Below are 21243 nucleotides of genomic sequence, written 5' to 3' on the forward strand. Positions count from 1 at the left end.
CGGCCTCCCGTCGCCGAGGCCGCCGCGGTCACGGCTGGCGCACCGTCAGCGTCGACGGCACCGCCTTGCCGACCCCGCGCAGGTCGGGACGGTACATGTCCTCGACCAGCGACGGCGGCACCGTGTAGGTGCCCGGCGTCACCGCGCGCACCAGGTAGAACACCCGCGCAGTCTGGTTCTGCTCCAGCTTCAGCGCGGCGACGTAGCGATCGTCGCGGAACTCCTCATGGCGCACTTCGGCGGCGCTGCTGCGCTCGGAGATCTCGATCCCGTCCACCACCACGCCGGCCCATTGCTTGGCGTCGCCGAGGTTGAAGTTCTCGATCTCCAGGCCGGCCGGCAGCAGGTCGGTCAGCAGCGCGTCGGGCATGGCGCGGTGGGCCTTGATCGTGACCTGCACGATCAGCGCCTCGCCCTCGACCAGGCTGCCGCCGCTCCAGTCCTTGCCTTCAGTGGTGTAGTACTTGCGCCCGACCTCGATCTGCGAGGCGTCGGCCGCCGGTGCGCTGCGCGGCACGCCGGCCACCTCCATGCTCGCGTACAGCGGCGGCTGGCCGGTCGGGGCGAAGCTGACCCCGCGCGCCAGCGCCGCATAGTCGAACAGGCGCCCGACCAGCTTGCCCGGATCGGCATCGGAGGCGACGTCGCCGACGTTCCAGCGGCCGCCGATCTGCTTGCCCTGGTCGGCCATCAAGGCCTTGCCCAGCCGCGCCAGCGCGACTTGCTCCTGGGTGCTCAGCCACAGCCAGCCGCTGTTGCGGCGCGCGTCGAGTTCGCGTCCCATCGCCACGCTGCGCGCGTCGTATTCCGGCCGCGACAGTTTGTGCTCGTGGACCAGGGCGATCATCAGCGCATCGTCGCGCAAGCGGCTGCCGTAGTCGCCCAGGTACTCCGGACGATCCGAGGTGTCGCGGGCGAAGCCTTCCTTGATCGCCTTGGCGCCGCGCGTCTTGTCGCCCTGCAGGCTCAGCGCCAGGCCCAGGTGCACCAGCGGCAAACCGGTCAGGCTGTTCTTGCGGTCGTTGTCGTACATCGCGCGCAAGGTGCCCAGCGGCGCCCGGTTGACCCGCGCCAGCACGTAGCCGGCATGCGCCTGGTAAGCGAACTTGAGGTGTTCGCGGCGGTCGTAGCCGTAGAACGAGGCATTGCCCGACAGCAGGTCCTCGTTGAGCACCTTCAAGGCCTTCTGCAGCATGGTCTCCGGCACGGCGAAGCCGCCGTCGCGGGCGTCGAGCAGGAACTCGACGATGTACGGCGTCAGGCCCGGGTTGACGTAGTCGCCATCGCCCCACATCGAGAAATGGCCGGAGCCGATCTGCATCGCCGCCAGGCGGCCGAACGCACCTTCCATGCGCGCGCGCCGCTGCTTGGCGTCCAGGCCCTTGGCGCCCAGCATCTTGGCGGTGGCTTCGTCGAGCTCCAGCGCGGCATAGCCCTTGCTGGTGGTCTGCTCGGCGCAGCCGTAGGGGTACTCCAGCGCCCCCTGCAGGGCGCTGGCGAACGGGATCGGCGGCAGCGCGCTGACCACCATGCGGGCATTGACCGAATCCGGCATCAAGCCCTCGGCCAGGTCGGCGCCGAGCTGGACCGCGCCGAGTTCGTCCAGCACCCGGGTGCGCGAACGCAACACCGCCGGCCAGGCCGGCCGCACCGGCACGTCGTAGCGGCGGTCGACCTGATAGCCGTTGCCGTCGACCCGCACCCGCACCTGGGCGGTGGTGTAGCCCTCGCGGGCGACGACCGGGAAGGTCAGGGTCTTCTTGGCCTCGACCCCGAGCGAGAGCTTGCGTTCGCCCTCGCTCAACGCCAGCGGCCCGATGCCCTCGACCTTGACCGAGAACTCGCCGGGCTTGCCGGTGAAGTTCTGCACGTCCAGGGTCACGTTGCTCTTGTCGCCGGGCGCCAGCACCCGCGGCGTGCTCGCCTCGGCCAGCACCGGCGCGCGCACCACGGTCTCGGCGTCGCGGTTGCCGTAGCTGCCGCCGGCATAGACCAGGGCCGAGACGCGCAAGGTGCCGTTGAAATCGGGCACGCGCAGCTTGACCCGCGCATTGCCCTTGGCGTCGAGCTTGACCGGCCCGGCGAACAGGTCGACGGTCTGCACCCGCGCGGTCGGGCGCCGCGCCTGCGGCAGGGCCAGCAAGGCCATGTCGCCGCCGAAGCGGATCTTGGCGGTGTCGCCCTCATAGCTTTCGATCACCCGGCCGTAGACGTCGTAGGCGTCGACGCCGAGGCGGCGCTGGGCGAAGAAGTGCGCGGCCGCATCCGGCACCGCGAAACGGGTGATGTTGAGAATGCCCAGGTCGACCGCGGACACGGTGACGTAGGCGTCCTTGCCGGCCAGCTGCGGCGCGCTGACGGTCACCGGCAGATCCTGCTCGGGCCGCATCAGCTTGGGCACGTTGAGCCCGACCGCGACCTTGCGCGCGCGCCGGTCCATCGGCACGTGGGCGACGCCGACCGCGCGCGCCGGGGTGATCTTGCTCGGCGCGCTGCCGCCGCGGAACACCAGCGCGGTGACGTAGACGTCGTGGCGCTCCCAGTCGGCGGTGACCGGAATCTCGAACTTGCTGCCGGCCTTGGCCTGGATTTCCTGCACGTACAGCATGCGGTCGGTTTCGACCATCAGCAGGCCCGGGCCTTCGTGCGGCGGGGTCAGGGTCACCTGCAGGGTGTCGCCGGCCTGGTAGCCGGTCTTGTCCAGGGCCAGCTTGACCTTGTCCGGACGTGCGTCGAGGCCGCGGTTCTGGTCGTCCCAGCTCCAGCCGGCGCGGAACGGATAGCGCGTGGTCAGGCGCGTCGCCGGGTCGTAGACGTCGAGCCGGTATTCGCCCCATTCGACCGGGAAATCGATCTTCTGCGGCGCGGCGCCGGCGTCCACGGTACGCACCTGCACGTCCTCGTAGCGACGGGTGAAGTCGTAGTCCCAGCCGCCGTCGTCGTCGTAGTTCCAGTGGTAGTCGCGATGCTCGCGCACCAGGGTCACGCGCAGGCCCTTGCCCGGGCGCGGCTTGCCGTCGCTGCCGACGCGGGCGATCTCGAAGCCGGCATTGCTGTCGGTGGCGGCGCCGTCCTTGTCGTCGAACAGCGGACGCACGCCGACCAGCGCATCGGCCGGCCACAGCACCCGCTTGAGGCTGCGGTTGACGCTGCGGCCGCCGGTCTCGTAGACGCTGCCGGTGACGATCGCGGCGATGGTGCTGACCGGCTTGGCCTCGTCCGGCAGGGCGATGTCCTGCTCCAGCTTGCCGTCCGGGCCCAGGGTCGTGTCGATCACGTCCTTGGCCTCCTTCGGCAGGCTCAAGGTCGGGTCGCCGAAGAAGTAGCCGGGCAGTTGCTCCAGCGGATGCTGCTCGACCGTCACCGCGAGCTTGGCGGTGAAGCGGTTGCCGGCCGCGGGCGCGCCGTACAGATAGGCCGCGTCGACCCCGAGCTTGAACGGCTGGCCCGGGCGCAGCACCTCCGGCGCCTTCAGGTCGAGCTTGAGCCGCTCGGGCAGGAACTCTTCGATGCGCAGGGTCATGCCCTGCACCGCTTCCTTGCTCGCCGGGTCGGTGCGGAACTCGACCCGCCAGCGGCCGGTCGCGGCGTCGACCGGAATCGCCTGGGCATGGCGCACGTAGCCTTGCGGATCGGGCTGCAGGCGGGTTTCCAGGAAGGTCTTGCCGTCGGGCTGGACGTAACGCAGGAACACCGGCTGCAGCGGCTTGCCCTTGGTGTCGACCGGCTTGCCGTCCTGGTCGCGCAGCAGCGCCGACAGGCGCACGGTCTCGCCGGGGCGGTACAGATCGCGGCCGGACCAGGCGAACACGTCGAACCAGGCCTGCTCGCGGCCGGCGACGGCGAACTCGGACAGGTCCAGCGCCGGCTGGTTGAACGGCAGCATCGACACGTCGCTGCCGCGCTGGGCGATCAGCACGTGGCCGGCGTCGAGCCGATAGCCGAGCATGGCGTTGCCGTTGCGGTCGGTCTCGCCCTTCAACGCCGGCTCGCCCTGCGCGTTGAGCACCTTGAGTTCGACCCCGCCGACCGCCTTGCCGGTCTCCAGCGAGGCGACATGCACGAACAGCTTGTCCTTGTAGGCGCGGGCGTGCAGGCCGAGGTCGCTGACGGTGAAGAACGCGGTCTCGAACTCGTCCTTGAACTGGCCGGCACGCTTCATCACCGCGAAGTACAGGCCCGGTTCCTGCAGTTCCTTGATGTCCTGCAGCGGCAGATAGGTCAGCACCCGCTCGTTGGGCTTGCCGCCGAGCACGAAGCGGTTGACGTAGACCGGCTCGGCCAGCTTCGACAGCGGCTTCTTGTCGTCCCAGTCGCGCTCCAGCTCCCAGCTGCCGCGGCGGCCGCCGCGCTGGTACTCGGCGAAGAACTTGGGCAGCTCTTTTTCCTTGACCCGCAAGAACTCGACGTCGACCTCGGGCACGTTGATCGACACCACCGGCAGGCCGCGGCTGTCGCGCGCCGGCAGCACGCTGCCCTGCGAGGCGAAACCGACCACCGGCTCCAGCGGCCCGGTATAGACCTCCTTGCGGATCTCCCGGCCGACGCGGTCGCCGGCCGCGGCGGTCAGCCCGGCCTTGATCGTGACCACGTAGTCCTTGCTGGCCTCCACATGCGGGAAGCGCAGGATCTTGCCGTCGTCGTCCAGCACCCAGCTGCCCTGCACCGCCGCGCCGTTCTTGTCGGCGACCGCGATCAGTTCGTCGAAGCTCTGGGTGCCGACCAGCGGCTGGCTGAATTCCAGCGCGATCGCCAGTTCGTCGCGTTTCTGGTCCGGGTAGGCGGCGACCAGGCCGAAGCCCTTGACCGCCTCGCGCTGGGCCTGGATCGCTTCGCCGCTGGTTTCCGGCAGCTGGCCGCTGGTGTCGCGCTTGCAGCCGGCGAACAACGCGGTCGCGGCGATCAGCAGCGCGGCCAGGCCGCGGGTGGCGGAGCGCACCGCGCTCGGGCGCGGCATCCGCCGCGGGTGAGGTTGCATCGGGGATCCGTCCTGGCCGTGCGAGCGCATCGTGCGTGTCCTTGCAGAAACTGCGACGAGTATAGAGCGGGCTTGGTGATCGACAACCGTCGGCGACCGTCCGCCCGAACGCTCGCTGACGATCGGTTAAGGCCATCGCGCCCGTTGTCGGTTCGACTGCCGTCACTGAACGCAACCGCGCCCGCGCAGCGGCCGTCGACTTGGCACCGCCGTCACTGCCGGCCCGGTCCGCCCTGCCTAGACTGCGCGCCGTCTTGGCGACCCGGATCGACGTCGCCACCGGGATTCGCGATGCGCAAGAGCGACGACAACCTGGTGATCTACACCCAGAGCGGCCAGGCCCTGTGGTCGTCGATCACCGCCGGCTACGGCCCGAGTTCGGCGATCCTGCAGACCGACGGCAACGTGGTGATCTACACCGCGGCCGGCGTGCCGCTGTGGCATACCGGCACCGGCGGCCACTAAGGCCCGCCCTCCGAGTTCGACCGTCGTTGCGGACCCGCGGCCGAGGCCGCGGGTCCTCGGCCGCCGGCGCGGCGCACGGCGCGCAGACGAATATCGGCGATCGATTCGCCGGCTCATGTCGAAAGATAATGATCCGGGGCTGCGAGGGCGATTGCAGAATCGCCCGGACCCGCATCACAACCGCCTCTGGAAAGTCTGTCGGATTCGGAAACTGCGAAATCGCGCGAATATGCCGCTGCCGCCATAACCGGCGCGAAGCGCGCCCCGGCGCTAAAAAACCCGCAAGATCGCGGCAAACAAGCCCGCGATCACATTGGAAAATCCGATCCGTTGCATAACCGCGCGCGGCCTGGCCGCAAGTTATTGCTGCGACGCAGCATAATATTCGAAACATTATTACACTCGCGCTGTGCGAGAAAATCGATCCGCCAAATCGCGCAAAGCCGATGACAGAACGATTTCAGAAGAAATCATGTTGCGGCGCATAGCGCACAGGTCGCATTCGCTATGTGACCTCCGTAGCCGCCGTTGACGGCTTTTTCGCCCCGCCCCTAGCGTGCCGTCCGCCGCGCGACGCGTCAGCGCGGTATCCGCACGAGGTTCGCCTGCGCAGGCGCTGAGGCACGGACGGCCATGCGCGCCGTCGCGCGACGGGCTACGGGGGAGCGGATGCACGAGCAATGAGAGCCGGCCGCGCCCGCGGCCTCCATCCAACTCGTTTCGGGGGTTACACCAGTGAATCGCTACGTATCGCCCAGCCTGCATGCCCTGTCCTTCGCCCTGTCGCTCGCTCTCGTCTCCGGCGCCGCCGGCGCGGCCCAGCGCGTGGACCTGCACAGCAAGGATGTCGCCCAGCTCAACAAGCAGTACCGGGCCGCGGTCGCCAAGTCCGGCGTCGCCGCCAAGGCCAGCGTCCGCCACGCCGAACTGATCTCGCTCGACGCCGACTCCTCGCTGGTCCAGCTCAAGAGCAGCCAGGACGGCAACGGCGTGCGCAACTACCGCTATCAGCAGACCTTCCGCGGCGTGCCGGTGTTCGGCGAGCACGTGGTGGTCAGCGAAGACGCCCAGGGCAACGTGCGCACCCTGTTCGGCCGCTCGGTCGAAGGCCTGGCCGCGGAACTGCCGGCCGCCGCGCCGAAGCTGAGCTCGGCCCAGGCCCTGAGCCTGGCCAAGAGCGCCGCGCTGGGCAAGCGCGCCTCGGCGCTGCAGACCCGCAACGAAAGCAGCCGCCAGATGATCTACATCGACGACAACGGCCGCGCCCACATGGCCTACGTCGTCAATTACTTCGCCGATGCCGCCCAGGGCGGCGAGCCGACCCGTCCGTTCGTGATCGTCGACGCCAACAGCGGCAAGATCCTCAAGCAGTGGGAAGGCCTGAACCATGCCCTGATCGGCACCGGCCCGGGCGGCAACCAGAAGACCGGCCAGTACGAGTACGGCACCAACTACGGCTACAACGACGTCGCGCAGAGCGGCAGCACCTGCACGATGAACAACGCCAACGTGAAGACCGTGAACCTCAATCACGGCACCAGCGGCAGCACGGCGTTCTCGTACACCTGCCCGCGCAACACGGTGAAGACCATCAACGGCGCCTACTCGCCGCTGAACGACGCGCATTACTTCGGCAAGGTCGTGTTCGACATGTACAACAGCTACGTCGGCCTGCCGCCGCTGACGTTCCAGCTGAGCATGCGCGTGCACTACAGCAACAGCTACGAGAACGCGTTCTGGGACGGCTCGGCGATGACCTTCGGCGACGGCGCCACGCGCTTCTACCCGCTGGTGAGCCTGGACGTGTCGGCGCACGAAGTCTCGCACGGCTTCACCGAGCAGCAGTCGGGCCTGATCTACTCCGGCCAGTCGGGCGGCATCAACGAAGCCTTCTCCGACATCGCCGGCGAAGCGGCCGAGTTCTTCATGAAGGGCAGCAACGACTACCTGGTCGGCGCGCAGATCTTCAAGGCCAACGGCGCGCTGCGCTACATGGACGACCCGACCCGCGACGGCCGTTCGATCGGCCACGCCAGCAACTACACCAGCGGCATGGACGTGCACTACTCGTCCGGCGTGTACAACCGCGCGTTCTACCTGCTGTCCAGGAAGGCCGGCTGGGATACGCCGAAGGCGTTCAAGGCCTTCGCCAAGGCGAACAAGGACTACTGGACCCCGAGCACCGACTTCAACAACGGCGCCTGCGGCGTCGAGAAGGCGGCGACCGATCTGGGCTACACCGTGGCCGACGTTTCCGACGCGTTTCTGACCGTCGGCGTCGACTGCCCCGGCGGCCCGGGCCCGGGCCCTGGCACCACGTACACCAACGGCACCGACTACGCGATCAACGACAACTCCACCGTCGACAGCCCGATCACGGTCTCCGGCCGCACCGGCAACGCCCCGACCAATGCGCAGGTCTCGGTGAACATCATCCACACCTACCGCGGCGACCTGAAGGTCGACCTGGTGGCGCCGGACGGTTCGCTGTACAACATCACCAACCGCGCCGGCGGCAGCGCCGACAACGTCACCGGCACCTACACGTTCAACCTCTCCAGCGAACCGCTCAACGGCACCTGGAAGCTGCGCGTGAACGACAACGCCAACCTGGACACCGGCCGCATCGATACGTGGAGCATCACGTTCTGATCGCGATCGGCGCCTAGCGGCGTCAAGCAAGAGAAACCCCGGCTTCGGCCGGGGTTTTTTTGGTTGGGGATTGGGGATTGGGGATTGGGGATTGGGGATTGGGGATTGGGGATTGGGGATTGGGGATTGGGGATTGGGGATGCGGATGCAGATGCCGGTCGAAGACCGGCACTGCCGCGTCCACAGCACGCCAGATGCCGTCGAGCCTGACGCCAGCCCGCGCTTCCCCTTTTGAAAAAGGGGGCTGTGGGATTCGTCGTTGCCCGGCGTGGCGTGCCGCGCTTGCGGCTCAGAACTGCACGATCGGCTTGAACCCGCCGAAGATCATCCGCTTCATGTCGAACGGCATCGCCTGCGGCCCCATCCCGTCCAGGCGGGGGTCCTTCATCACCAGCGCATTGACCTTGTCGCGGTGCTTGCGCGACTTGAACACGATCCACGAGAACGCCACCGTCTCGTCCGGCTTGAGCTTCACGCTCTGCGGAAACGAAGTGGACTTGCCCGGCTTGACGTCGTCGGCGATCGTTTCGACGTACTGCAGCGCGCCGTGTTCCATCCAGATCTTGCCGGCCTTGCGCGCCAGTTTGCGATAGGCCGCGACATTGGCCTTCGGCACCGGCAGGACATAACCATCGACGTAGCTCATCACTTCCTCCGATCGGGGGAATGCCCCCGTTTCAGGAACAGGACGACGGCACCGCATCGGGCGGTCCGCCACGCATCGCCACCATAACGCCGTGCGCATACGCCGGCCGCGAACTGCGGCACAGCGGAGCGCCGTCGGAGCGGCTCATTGCCACGACGAGCCGGGCACCCGGAATTCGACAGCCCGCGGTGGCCCGCAAAGCAAAACGCCGCCCATGCGGCGGCGTTCGCTGAATACGCGGATCGCGGCTCATTCGCCGGTCTTTACCTCGGCCTTGGCGTCGGCTTTGGCCACCGCCTCGACCTGAATGCGCAGATTCACGCTCATGTCGAAACCGTAGTCCTTGCCCGCGTCCATGCCGAACTGGTCGCGCTGGAACTGCGCGCTGGCGTCGGCGCCGCACAGCTCGCGCTTGAACATCGGGTGCGGGATGCACTTGAACGTGTTGATCTTCAGTTCCAGCGGCTTGGTCACGCCGAGCAGGGTCAGTTCGCCCACCACCCTGGTCGGTGCTCCGTCGCGGAACTCGGCCAGCTTGCCCTTGTAGGTCGCGGTCGGAAACTTGGCGGTGTCGAACAAGTCCGGCTTGTTGGCATGTTCGTTCATGGCATCGAAGCCGAAATCGATGCTGGCGGTATCGATCACGATCTCGACCGTGCCGGTACCGGCCTGCTTGTCCAGGACCACGCTGCCCTTGGACTTGTTGAACTTGCCGCGCCACACCGACACGCCCATGTGATCGGCTTCGAAGCTCGGATAGGTGTGGCTGGGGTCGATCTCGTAGGTCGTCGGCGCGGCGGTGGCGGCGCCGGCGGCGAGCGCGAACGGGGTTACGAGACAAAGCGCGAGCTTGTTCATGAAGTAGTTCCGTGGCGGAAAGTCGCGGGCACGCTAGCACCGCACCGCCGGCCGCCGCAATCGGGGCAGCCCCCGACTGTAGGAGCGGCGTGAGCCGCGACCGCCGAAGCGATGTAGGCAAGCGCGGCGTCCGAAGCCAGGACGGCGCAGATGGTCGACGCCGTATGGACGACCTCCGCAAGCGACGCTCACGTAAACCGCTTCGACGGTCGCGGCTCACGCCGCTCCTACAAGAGCCCGCCCGCAACGAAAAACGCCGCCCGAAGGCGGCGTTTTTCGCGATCGCGCCCGGCGACCGGGCGATCAGGCCTCCGGCACCGGCGAGCCCGCCGCGTCGGGCGCGGCTTCGCCGACCGCCACCGCCGCTTCGCCCTCGCCGCCGTCCTCGCTCTCGTCCAGCGAGGCGTCGACGCGTTCGATGGTCTGCAGGCTCTCGCCTTCGGACAAGCGCATCAGGGTCACGCCCTGGGTGTTGCGCCCGACCTGCGAGATCTCGGCGGCGCGGGTGCGCACCAGGGTGCCGCCGTCGGAGATCATCAGCACCTCGTGGTGATCGCTGAGCTGGATCGCACCGACCAGAGCGCCGTTGCGCTCGGTGGTCTTCAACGCGATCACGCCCTGGGTGCCGCGACCCTTGCGCGGGTACTCCTCGATCGCCGTGCGCTTGCCGTAACCGCGTTCGCTGGCGGTCAGGATGTCGCCGTCGCCGTCGACCACCACCAGGCTCACCACCACCGTGCCGGTGTCGTTCGGGACGTCGGCCGCGTCGGCATCGCCCTCGGGCACCGCCGCTTCGTCGGCCTCGGACTCGCTGGCCGCGAGCAGGCGCATGCCGCGCACGCCGCCGGCGGTGCGGCCCATCGGCCGCACGGTCGATTCGGAGAAGCGCGAGGCGCGGCCGTTGGACGCGAACAGCATCACGTCGCGGTTGCCGTCGGTCAGGGCGACGTCGACCAGGGCATCGCCCTCGTCGAGGTTGATCGCGATCTTGCCGCGCGCGAGCTTAAACGCGAACTCGGTCAGCGGGGTCTTCTTGACCCGGCCGTTGCGGGTGGCGAAGAACACGAAATGGTCTTCGTCGTAGCTGCGCACCGGCAGCACCGCCTGCACCTGCTCGCCGGCCTCCAGCGCCAGCCAGTTGATGATCGGGCGACCGCGCGCGTTCGGGCCGGCCTCCGGCAGCTGGTGCACCGGCAGCCAGAACACCCGGCCGGTGCTGGTGAAGGTCAGCAGGGTGTCGTGGGTGTTGACCAGCCACAGCTTGTCGATGAAGTCCTCGTCCTTGGTCGCGGCGGCGTTGCGGCCCTTGCCGCCGCGCTTCTGCGCGCGATAGGCGCTGACCGGCTGGCGCTTGGCGTAGCCGGCATGGGACAGGGTCACGACCACGTCTTCCGGCGCGATCAGGTCGAGGATGTCGAGGTCTTCCTCGCTGGCGCGGATCTCGCTGCGGCGCTCGTCGCCGAACTCTTCCTTGAGGTTGCGCAGCTCGGTGCGGATGACGTCGAGCAGCACGTCCGGGTGCTCGAGGATCTCGATCAGGCCGCGGATCGCGTCGAGCAGCTGGCGGTATTCCTCGGTCAGCTTTTCCTGCTCCAGGCCGGTCAGGCGGTGCAGGCGCATTTCCAGGATCTGGTTGGCCTGGACTTCGGTGAGCTGGTAGCGGCCGTCGGCGAAACCGACGCCCGGCGGCAGGTCTTCCGGACGCGAGGCCTCCGAACCGGCAGCGGCCAGCAAGGCGCCGACCAGGCCCGGTTCCCAGGTCTTGGCCAGCATGCGCTCGCGCGCTTCGTTCGGGTTCGCCGAGGTCTTGATCAGCTCGATCATCTCGTCGATGTTGGCGAGCGCGACCGTCAGGCCTTCCAAGATGTGCGCGCGCTGGCGCGCCTTGCGCAGTTCGAAGATGGTGCGGCGGGTCACCACCTCGCGGCGGTGGCGGACGAAGGCTTCCAGCACCTGCTTCAGGGTCAGCAGCTGCGGGCGGCCGTCGACCAGGGCGACCATGTTGATGCCGAACACCGACTCCATCTGCGTCTGCTGATAGAGGTTGTTGAGCACCACTTCGGCCGACTCGCCGCGCTTGATCTCGATGAAGATGCGCATGCCGTCCTTGTCGGACTCGTCGCGCAGCTCGCTGATGCCTTCGAGCCTCTTCTCCTTGACCAGCTCGGCGATCTTCTCGATCAGGCGGGCCTTGTTGACCTGGTAGGGGATCTCGGTGACGACGATCGCCTCGCGGCCGGTGTCCTGGTTGACCTCGATCTCGGCGCGGGCGCGCATGCGCACGCGGCCGCGGCCGGTGCGGTAGGCCGCCACGATCCCGGCGGTGCCGTTGATGATGCCGGCGGTGGGGAAGTCCGGCCCCGGGATGTGCGCCATCAGGCCGTCGACGTCGATCTCCGGCTCGTCGATCAGGGCGATGGTGGCGTTGACCACCTCGACCAGGTTGTGCGGCGGGATGTTGGTCGCCATGCCGACCGCGATGCCGGCCGAGCCGTTGACCAGCAGGTTCGGCACCCGGGTCGGCAGGACCGTGGGCTCGAGTTCCTTTTCGTCGTAGTTGGGCTGGAAATCGACGGTTTCCTTGTCGATGTCGGCCAGCAGCTCGTGAGTCAGGCGCGTCATGCGCGCCTCGGTGTAACGCATCGCCGCGGCGTCGTCGCCGTCGACCGAGCCGAAGTTGCCTTGGCCGTCGACCAGCAGGTAGCGCAGCGAGAACGGCTGCGCCATGCGCACCAGGGTGTCGTACACCGACTGGTCGCCGTGCGGGTGGTACTTACCGATCACGTCGCCGACGATACGCGCCGACTTGAAGTGCGGCTTGTTGGCGTGCGTACCGAGTTCGTTCATCGCGTACAGCACGCGACGATGCACCGGCTTGAGGCCGTCTCGCACGTCGGGGAGCGCGCGGCCCACGATCACGCTCATGGCGTAATCGAGGTAGCTGCGGCGCATCTCGTCTTCGAGATTGACCTGGATGATTTCCTTGGCGAGTTCGGCCATCAGGGTTCCGTTGCGGGCGGTGGTTCGACCGCCCCGCGCGGGCCTCGGCGTTCCGGTCGGAACGCCGCGCTGGAAGCCGAAAACAGCACCCCGGCGGGCCTGTCCTGCAGCTCGCTCGGGGCGGCATCAAAGAGACAGGAAATCATAGCACGAAATGCGCTCGCACAGGGCCGCGATTCCCACGCAGAAACAATCACTTGAGCGTTATTTTCAGCTGCGTTGCAGCATCGCGGCGAAAGCGGCGAAAAGCGGCCCATGCGGGAGCCCGCGAGGGCCCGATGCGACCCGGGCCGAGCGCACGCGCGGTGCCGCCCCAGGGCTGCCGGAAACGTCGTGGAGGCATGACGGAGCACGTCCCCCCGAAATCTCCGCGCGCCGACCGGGACACCCATCCAGGGCTTTGCCGACGTAGGGCGCTGACCTCTCCGCCCCCGGTCTTGCGGGGATGACGGCCGCAAGAGTCGCGAGCGAACTCCACGCTGTCGTGGCCGCGGATGCGGGCCCGGCGTCCGACTTCCCCGCGGCCGCGCATCCAGGGCTAATCGAGGCAGGATTTAGAGGCCGCCGCACCCGCTCCTTCGCCAGGAGGACGGGCCGGGACATGGCGCCTCGTGCGCGGGCCTAACGGCCTGGAAGTTCGCGGCATTCCCGATCGGCCGTCCTCCCCGCGAAGGCGGGATGTCAGGGCGATATCCAGGCGAGAATTCGAAACCGGCGGCCGCGCGCCTGCGGCCCCGACAGCCGCACGGGCTCAGCCGAACGCCGCTTTCATCGCCGCCGCATCCGGGCGTTCGATCACGCCGCGCTCGGTGACGATGGCGTCGATCAGCTCGTGCGGGGTGACGTCGAATACCGGGTTCCAGGCCCCGATGCGCTCGGCCGCGGTGCGCTGGCCGCCGACCGCGAACAGCTCGCCCGGATCGCGCTCTTCGATCTCGATCGCATCGCCGCTGGCGGTGACCATGTCCACCGTCGACGAGGGCGCGGCGACCATGAACTTGACCCCGTGGTGGCGGGCGGCGATCGCCAGCTGGTAAGTCCCGATCTTGTTGGCGGTGTCGCCGTTGGCGCAGATGCGGTCGGCGCCGACGACCACCCAGCCCACCTTGCCGCTCTTCATCAGGTGCGAAGCGGCGGCGTCGGCGATCAGAGTCGGGGCGATGCCGTCCTGTTCCAGCTCCCACACGGTCAACCGCGCGCCCTGCAGCCAGGGCCGGGTCTCGCCGGCGAACACCTGCTGGATGCGGCCCTGGGCGACGCCGGCGCGGATCACGCCGAGCGCGGTACCGAAGCCGGCGGTGGCCAGCGAGCCGGTGTTGCAATGGGTCAGCACGCCGCTGCCGGGCGCGATCAGCGCCGCGCCGAGCGCCCCCATGCGCCGGTTCGCGGCCAGGTCCTCGTCGGCGATGGCCTGGGCTTCGCGGCTCAACACCTCGCGCCAATCGGCGCCGGTCGACGCCAGCGCCCGGCGCATGCGCGCCAGCGCCCAGGCCAGGTTGACCGCGGTCGGGCGGGCGGCATTGAGCCGCTGCATCGCCGGCTCGATCTGCGCCAGCGCCGCGGCGCCGTCGGACGCCTCGACCGACCGCGCCGCCAGCACCGTGCCCCAGGCCGCGGCGATGCCGATCGCCGGCGCGCCGCGCACGGTCAGGGCGTGGATCGCGGCGGCGACCGCATCGCTGTCCTCGCAGCGCACGTACTCGACGGCGAACGGCAGCTTGCGCTGATCGAGCAGTTCCAGGGCGTCGCCGGTCCAGCGGATCGGGCGGATGCGGTCGTAGCGGTCGAAGTCGATGGCGTCGTTCATGGGGATAGTTTAGCGGATGCGTGTCGCCGGCCATGAGCGTGCAGGCCGTGAGGGCGCACAGGCTGGCGGGAGACAGGAGAACGCGGCCGCCGGAAACGGCGACGCCTCCGCTGCGCAGCAGCGAAGGCGTCGCGGGTCGCTCGTGTCAGGCCCGATCGGTTGGGCCTAAACGGTCGGGCCCGATCAGTTGACCATGAAGCGGCCGCGGCAACCGTTGGAGACCCACACACCGTTGCGGTCCCAGCCCCAGGTCTGGCCTTCCACGCACGGCGAACCCGAGTTCTGGCGCAGCAGGCGCACATCGCGGCGCACGGTCATGTTGCAGCGATTCTGGCGGTTGTTGTTCGACTCGCAGCTGATCTCCTGACCGCCGCCGCCCCAACCGCCGCCGCCGCCGCCCCAGCCGCCGCCACCGCCGTTCCAGCCGCCGCCGCGGCCGGCGACGAATTCGCCGCGGCAACCGCCGCTGACCCAGACCTGGCCCGGGCGCGAGCCCCAGGTCTGGCCCTCGATGCACGGCGAATTGGACAACTGGCGCTGCAGGCGCGCGCGGTTGCCGGAGATGCTGCAGCTGCGGGTACGGCCGCTGTCGGATTCGCAGCGCACGACGTCCCCGCCACCGCCACCGCCCCAGCCGCCGCCACCGCCGTTCCAGCCGCCGCCGCGACCGGAAGCGAATTCGGCGCGGCAACCGTCGGTCACCCACACGCCGTAGCGGTCGTAGCCCCAGGTGCGGCCCTGGATGCAGGACGACTTGGACAGCTGGCGTACCAGTTGCACCCCGCCGCGCGTGTCGGCGTCGCAGCGCTGCTGCCGGTTGCCGTCGGATTCGCAGCGGAAAGTGCCGTCATTGCCGTAGTAGTCGTCGTACTGCGGCGCGGCCTGGACCGCGCCGGCGGCCAAGCCGAGGCCGATCAACAGACCGAATCCGGAAACGATGCGTGCGGACATGTGCGTGCTCCTTGTCAATGTGCCGAGGACTCTAGCTGAACCCGCTTAACGTCAGCTCAAGATTTCGGTGACCGGCGATGCGCGAAGTCGGCGCGTTGCGGCCCCGTTCACTCAGCGCCTAGTGTGCCGCCAATGGCGCACTGCGCCATGCGCCGTCGGTCGCAGAGCCGGAGGCCGGACCACAGTACCGGCGCGGCTATCGCTCAGCCGCCGCCGCGGCGGTAGTCCAGCTCGAACTCGGCGCGGCAGCCGTCCTCGACCCAGACCCCGTGGGCGTCGTAGCCCCAGCTGCGGCCCTCGATGCATTCCGAATTGGACAGCTGCTTGACCAAGCGCACGCCGAGGCCGGTATCGCCCTCGCAGCGGCGTGCGCGGCGGTCCTGCGATTCGCAGCGCAGCAAGGCTTTGCGCGGCGGCTCCGGCGCTGCGGGTACCGCAACCGCCGCCGCTTCGCCGCCGATCAGGCGGAACTCGGCGCGGCAGCCGCCGGCAACCCAGATGCCCTGCTCGTCCGCGCCCCAGGTCTGGTTGCGCAGGCAAGGCTGCTTGGACAATTGCTGGGCCAGGGCGACGCCGTCGACGATGCGCGCCGGACAATGGTTCCAGCGCCCGCCGCGCGATTCGCACTTGATCACCCGCGCGCCGGAGGTGCTGTCGCGGCCGCGGCCGCCCTTGCCCAGCACGAAGTCGGCCGCGCAGCCCTGGGTCACCCAGACGCCACCGCGATCGGCGCCCCAACTGGTGCCTTCGACGCAGGGTTTGCCGGACGTGCGGCGGATCAGCCGCACGCCTTCGCGGGTATCGGCCGGGCAACGCACCACTTCCTCGCCGCTGGAGGCGCAGCGCAACAGGCGCCCGCCGTACAGGCGCTCTCCGACCGGTTCGGCACGCGCCACGCCGACCGCGCAGGCCACGCCCGCGAACGCCAGTAGGTGGATCGCGGCTGTCAAACTACGCATGCATGGCCCCCCAGACCCAATGCGATCACTCTAACCGCGTCGCATTAACTTGCAATCAAAACGCGGCGTCGGCCCGCAACGTGAAGCTGCACGGTTCAGGGGGGTTCATCGCCATCAAGCACGCGTGAAGTCGAACGCCAGCGCATCGGCGATGCGGCCGGTGCCGAGCATCGCCATCAGCAGCCGGTCGACGCCGAGCGCGACCCCGGCGCAATCCGGAAACCCCGCCGCCAGCGCGTCGAGCAAGGCCTGATCGCGCGGCGGCGCCGACTCGCCGCGCTCGCCGCGCAGGGCGCGGTCGCGATCGAAACGGGCGCCCTGCTCGGCCGCGTCGGCCAGCTCGTGGTAGCCGTTGGCGACTTCCAGCGGCCCCAGGTAAAGCTCGAAACGCTCGGCGACCGGATGGCCGTCGCCGTCGTCGCGCAGCCGCGCCAAGGCACATTGCGAAGCCGGGTAGTCGCATACGGCGAGCATGCGGTCGGCGGCGAAACCCGGCTGCAGGCGGTGGGTCATCAGCAAGTCGAGCCAGTCGTCGCGGGTCAGCCCCTGCGGATCGATGACCACCTCGCCCAATGCGGCGCGCAGTTGCCCTTCGTCGGCGACGAACGGGTCCAGCCCGAGCCGGTCGCGGTACAGATCGCGGTAGCGGATCGTGTCCAGGGGCGCTTCGCGACCGACCAGGGCCAGCGCGGTGCGCACCAGGTCGGCGGTTTCGCCGATCAGCCGGCGATGGTCCCAGCCGACCCGGTACCACTCCAGCATGGTGAATTCGGGGTTGTGCCGGCCGCCGGCCTCGCCGTCGCGGAACACCCGCCCGAGTTCGTAGCAATCCCCGAACCCGGCCGCGAGCAGCCGCTTGAGCGGAAACTCCGGCGAAGTGCGCAGCCAGCGGATGCGCGGCGCGCCATCGGTGCGGCCGCTGAACTGCAGCGAGAACGAGGCGATGTTGGGATCGGTGTTGCCGGCCACCGACATCACCGGGGTCTCGACTTCGGTCACCCCGCGTTCGGCGAAGAAACCGCGCACCGCGGCGTTGAGCCGCGCGCGCAGGCGCAAGGCCTCGAACGAAGCCGACGGCCGCCACGGCGTGCCGGCCGCGCTCATTCGTGTTCGGCCAGGAAGGCCAGCAGGCGCGCTTCGTCCCAGACTTCGACGCCCAGCTCCTGGGCCTTGTCGAGCTTGGAACCGGCGGCCTCGCCGGCGACCACGAACGCGGTCTTCTTGGATACGCTGCCGGCGACCTTGGCGCCGAGCGCCTCCAGGCGCGCCTTGGCCTCGTCGCGGGTCAGCGCGGACAGGGTGCCGGTCAGCACCGCGGTCTGGCCGTCCAGCGGTCCGGCCGCGGCGGTCGATGCGGCGGGCGTCAATGCGTCCAGCCGCGCCAGCGCCTCGCCGACGCGGGTCAGCAACTGCGCGTTCTCGTCCACGCTCAGCCACGAGGCCAGCGCCTGCGCGCTGTCGGCCGGCAGGCCGGCGGTGATGTAGGCGTGTTCCGGGGCATCCAGCAGTTTCTGCGCATCGCCGAACGCAGTCGCGAGCTGGTCGGCACGGATTTTGGTGACCTTGGGGATCTCCATGTCGACCAGCAGCGTCGCCAGGTTGAGGCCATCGCGCAGCTTCGGCGAGGGCGCGTGGGCGTCGCCGATCTCGACCTTGCGCGCGAGCAGGTCGTCGATCACCTGCTGGTTGCCGGGCTGGTCGAAGAAATGGCCGAGCGAACGCGCGACTTCGCCGCCGATATCGGGCACGCGCTTGAACAGCGGCCACGGCAGGCGCCGGATCAGTTCCAGATCGCCGAACCACAGCGCCAACGCCTTGGCCGTGCTCTCGCCGACATGCTGGATACCGAGCGCGAACAGGAACCGCTCCAGGGTGGTGCGGCGGCTGTGGTCGATGGCCTCGACTAGGTTTTCGGCCCACTTGGTCGCGATCTTCTTCCTATTCCACTCGAAGCGAACTGCACGATCACGCACTATTCTAATGACGTACTGACGCCCATCCGTACGCCAGTCGTTACTATCGGCATCGACCAACACCTCGGGCCGAAACGCCGAGGGAGCTTCGAAGAGTTTTGCAGCCTCCTCGTTCTGATTCGCCGACAAGTGCATGCGCAACGACATCTCGACAGTAGAAGGACTGGCGTCGAGCACAAGCTTGACCAGGATCAGGTCGTCCAGAGTAAGCGCATAGATATCGGCCGGAGATTTCACGACCTCGGTTTCGACGAATAGGTCGATAAACCGTTCGCCCAAGCCTTCGATGTCCATCGCCCGGCGCGAGGCGAAATGGCGGATCGCCTCCTTGCGCTGCGCGGCGCAGGTCAGCTCGCCGGAGCAGCGCCACACCGCTTCGCCCTCTTCGCGCACGATTTCCGAACCGCACACCGGGCAGGCTTCGGGCATGCGCCATTGCGGCGCGTGCGGATCGCGGTACTCGGGCACGACCCGGACGATTTCCGGAATCACGTCGCCGGCGCGGCGCACGATCACCGTGTCGCCGATGCGCACGTCGAGGCGGGCGATCTGGTCGGCGTTGTGCAGGGTGGCGTTGGTCACCACCACGCCGGCGACCTGCACCGGCTTCAGCCGCGCGACCGGGGTCGCCGCGCCGGTGCGGCCGATCTGGATGTCGATACCTTCCAGTACCGTCGACTGTTCCTGGGCCGGGAACTTGTGCGCGATGGCCCAGCGCGGCGCGCGCGAGACGAACCCCATCTCGCGCTGGCCGGCGTAGTCGTCGAGCTTGTAGACCACGCCGTCGATGTCGAACGGCAGCGAGTCGCGCCTGGCGCCCATCCGCCGGTAATAGCCGAGCAGGCCTTCGGTGCCGGCGACCACGCCGCTCTCGGCGCTGACCGGGAAGCCCCATTCGCGCAGCTGCTGCAACGTCGCCGAATGGGTCGGCGGCAGTTCGTAGCCCTCGACCACGCCGACGGCATAGGCGTAGAACGCCAGCGGCCGCTGCGCGGTGATGCGCGGATCGAGCTGGCGCAGCGAACCGGCGGCGCCGTTGCGCGGGTTGGCCAACACCTTGCCGTCGTCGCGCAGCGCTTTTTCATTGTAGGCCTTGAACGCGGCCAGCGGCATGTAGACCTCGCCGCGCACCTCCAGCACCGGCGGCCAGCCTTCGCCGCGCAGCCGCATCGGAATCGCCTTGACCGTGCGCAGGTTGGCGGTGACGTCTTCGCCGGTGGCGCCGTCGCCGCGCGTCGCGCCCTGGACGAAGTGGCCGTCCTCGTAGCGCAGGCTGATCGCCAGGCCGTCGAGCTTGGGCTCGACCGAGAACGACGGCGCCTCGACGTCCAGGCGGTCGACGATCTTGCGCACGAAGTCGGCCACTTCCTCGTCGCTGAAGGCGTTGCCCAGCGACAGCATCGGCACCGCGTGACGGACCTCCTCGAAGTGGCCGGCGGGCGTGCTGCCGACGCGCTGGGTCGGCGAGTCGGCCGAGGCCAGCTCGGGATGCGCGGCCTCCAGCGCCTCCAGCTCGCGCAGCAGACGGTCGTAGTCGGCGTCGGCCAGGGTCGGGTCGTCGAGTACGTAGTAGCGGTAGTTGGCGTCTTCGAGCTGGGCGCGCAGCGCGGCGACGCGTTGCGCGGCGGAGTCCGCGGAGTTCTTCGTGGTCACGGGTCGGCGTCCTGGCACGGCATGTGCGACGGGGCGGAGGGCATTTTGAACGGGAAACGTGCAATTGTGGATGGCGGGCGTCGCGGAGCGCGCGACCGGACTTGGGAACGGGCTGGAGCCCCTTGCCCGGTTGGGAAGAGCGCGGCATCGGCTTCGGCGGCCGGCGCTGCGAGCGAACGGCCGGGCATTGACGAGACCGCCGCGCGGCGCTTGCAAGGGCGACGCGGGCCGCGACAGTCGCAGCGGTGCGATGCCGGGCAAGGCCACGAGGCGACGAACGCCCCTTGCCGTGCAGGGAAACGACGCCGGACGCCGGAAATGCAGAAGCCCGGAGGTCCGGGCTTGGGCGTGGCGCTGGCGGGCGTCGCGTCGGCGGTCGCGGCTTACGCCGCTCCTACAAAGCCGCTCCTACCAAGGGGATAGGCCGCTCGTGCGATGCGGCGCTTACCAGCGGGTCGGCTTGCTCAGCGGCGGGGCTTCGCGTTGGCGGTCGTAGGCGCGCAGCTCGTCGCGCAGGTGGGCGATGCGCTGGCGGCCCAGGGCGTTGCGCTGTTCGTCCAGGACCACGCCGTCGAGCAGTTCGGCCATGCGCTGCGCGGTCGGCAACATGGTCTCCCACGCGTCCAACGCCGGCACCGGCGCCGGCAGGGTCAGGAAGAAGGCGATCGCCGGGGTTTCCAGCGATTGGATCGCCGACATGTCGAAGCTGCCCGGCTTCATGATGTTGGCGACGCTGAACACCGGACCGCGCTCGGGATGGCCTTCGACCAGGCGGTGGTAGACGCCCATGTGGCCGTAGACGAGGCCGGCCTTTTCCGCCGCGACCACGATGTCGGGGCCGTGCAGCTTCTGCCCGGCGCGCGCGGCCAGGTACAGGGTGACGATCTTGTCGAACTCGTCGCTGACCCGGCGGCCGAGCTCGCTGTTGGCGCCGCCTTCCAGGGTGCGGTCGAACAGTTCCAGCTCGGCCTGGGTGGTGGCCTCGCCGGCCACGCCGGCGTTCTGGCCGAGTTCGTTTTCGAGCTGCTCGCCCAGGGTCGGCTCCTGGCGCGGGGCCTTGCCCGCGCGCGCTTCGTCTTCGCGGGCGATGCGCTTGCCCTGCCCCGGCTTGCGCGGGCGGCCGAAGAACAGGATCGCGCCGATCAGGATCAGGCCGGCGATGAAGATGCCGATGCGCATCAGGGTCAGGTCGGACATCGGAGGCTCCTTGTGCTGCTGGCGTCGTTAGCGGGGCTCGGGCCGGGCGCCTGGGCGGCGCCGCGCTGGACCGGGGTTCCGCTGCGACTGCGTCGATTCGGTTT

General features: G+C 69.0%; 12 protein-coding genes. 2 read left to right on the forward strand and 10 right to left on the reverse strand.

The window, feature by feature from the left end; translation table 11 throughout:
* Window positions 1-28: 28 nt before the first annotated feature.
* Window positions 29-4957: an alpha-2-macroglobulin family protein gene (locus V2J18_RS12340; protein WP_087960710.1), complete on the reverse strand. Its 4929-nt coding sequence runs from the start codon at window positions 4955-4957 to the stop codon at window positions 29-31.
* Between the two features lie 312 nt (window positions 4958-5269).
* Here V2J18_RS12340 and V2J18_RS12345 point away from each other — a divergent pair, with 312 nt between their 5' ends.
* Together V2J18_RS12345 and V2J18_RS12350 are read left to right on the forward strand one after the other, a co-directional pair.
* A complete protein-coding gene (locus V2J18_RS12345; RefSeq protein ID WP_336131921.1) occupies window positions 5270-5443 on the forward strand; it encodes a hypothetical protein in 174 nt (57 codons plus the stop codon).
* 735 nt (window positions 5444-6178) lie between these two features.
* Window positions 6179-8095, forward strand: coding sequence for a M4 family metallopeptidase (locus V2J18_RS12350; RefSeq protein WP_075575100.1), 1917 nt, complete (start codon window positions 6179-6181; stop codon window positions 8093-8095).
* A 289-nt stretch (window positions 8096-8384) separates the two neighbouring features.
* On the opposite strand, the gene V2J18_RS12355 is transcribed toward V2J18_RS12350, so the two are convergent.
* The 9 genes from V2J18_RS12355 to zipA all read right to left on the reverse strand — a co-directional run bounded on the left by V2J18_RS12355 (window position 8385) and on the right by zipA (window position 21139).
* On the reverse strand, window positions 8385-8741 hold the full coding sequence (locus V2J18_RS12355; protein WP_064747870.1) for a DUF1428 domain-containing protein: 357 nt from the start codon (window positions 8739-8741) through the stop codon (window positions 8385-8387).
* A gap of 249 nt (window positions 8742-8990) precedes the next feature.
* Window positions 8991-9599, reverse strand: coding sequence for a YceI family protein (locus V2J18_RS12360; protein ID WP_064747869.1), 609 nt, complete (start codon window positions 9597-9599; stop codon window positions 8991-8993).
* A gap of 303 nt (window positions 9600-9902) precedes the next feature.
* Complete coding sequence (gyrA, locus tag V2J18_RS12365) at window positions 9903-12599, reverse strand: DNA gyrase subunit A (RefSeq protein ID WP_336131922.1); 2697 nt, start codon at window positions 12597-12599, stop codon at window positions 9903-9905.
* A gap of 751 nt (window positions 12600-13350) precedes the next feature.
* Window positions 13351-14406 (reverse strand): S-methyl-5-thioribose-1-phosphate isomerase, encoded by a 1056-nt coding sequence (gene mtnA / locus V2J18_RS12370; protein WP_336131923.1) that lies wholly within the window; start codon window positions 14404-14406, stop codon window positions 13351-13353.
* A 183-nt stretch (window positions 14407-14589) separates the two neighbouring features.
* Complete coding sequence (locus tag V2J18_RS12375; RefSeq protein WP_336131924.1) at window positions 14590-15357, reverse strand: DUF3011 domain-containing protein; 768 nt, start codon at window positions 15355-15357, stop codon at window positions 14590-14592.
* Window positions 15358-15560: 203 nt separating this feature from the next.
* Complete coding sequence (locus tag V2J18_RS12380) at window positions 15561-16316, reverse strand: DUF3011 domain-containing protein (protein ID WP_079248160.1); 756 nt, start codon at window positions 16314-16316, stop codon at window positions 15561-15563.
* Between the two features lie 114 nt (window positions 16317-16430).
* Window positions 16431-17420, reverse strand: a complete 990-nt coding sequence (epmA, locus tag V2J18_RS12385; RefSeq protein ID WP_064747864.1) for an EF-P lysine aminoacylase EpmA — start codon at window positions 17418-17420, stop codon at window positions 16431-16433.
* Window positions 17417-19942, reverse strand: a complete 2526-nt coding sequence (gene ligA / locus V2J18_RS12390) for an NAD-dependent DNA ligase LigA (protein ID WP_336131925.1) — start codon at window positions 19940-19942, stop codon at window positions 17417-17419. Before ligA ends, epmA begins: the two co-directional genes overlap by 4 nt.
* A gap of 444 nt (window positions 19943-20386) precedes the next feature.
* Window positions 20387-21139: a cell division protein ZipA gene (zipA, locus tag V2J18_RS12395; protein ID WP_064747862.1), complete on the reverse strand. Its 753-nt coding sequence runs from the start codon at window positions 21137-21139 to the stop codon at window positions 20387-20389.
* Between the last annotated feature and the right edge of the window lie 104 nt (window positions 21140-21243).

It is taken from the genome of Lysobacter firmicutimachus (assembly GCF_037027445.1).
GTDB classification, from domain to species: Bacteria; Pseudomonadota; Gammaproteobacteria; order Xanthomonadales; family Xanthomonadaceae; genus Lysobacter; species Lysobacter firmicutimachus.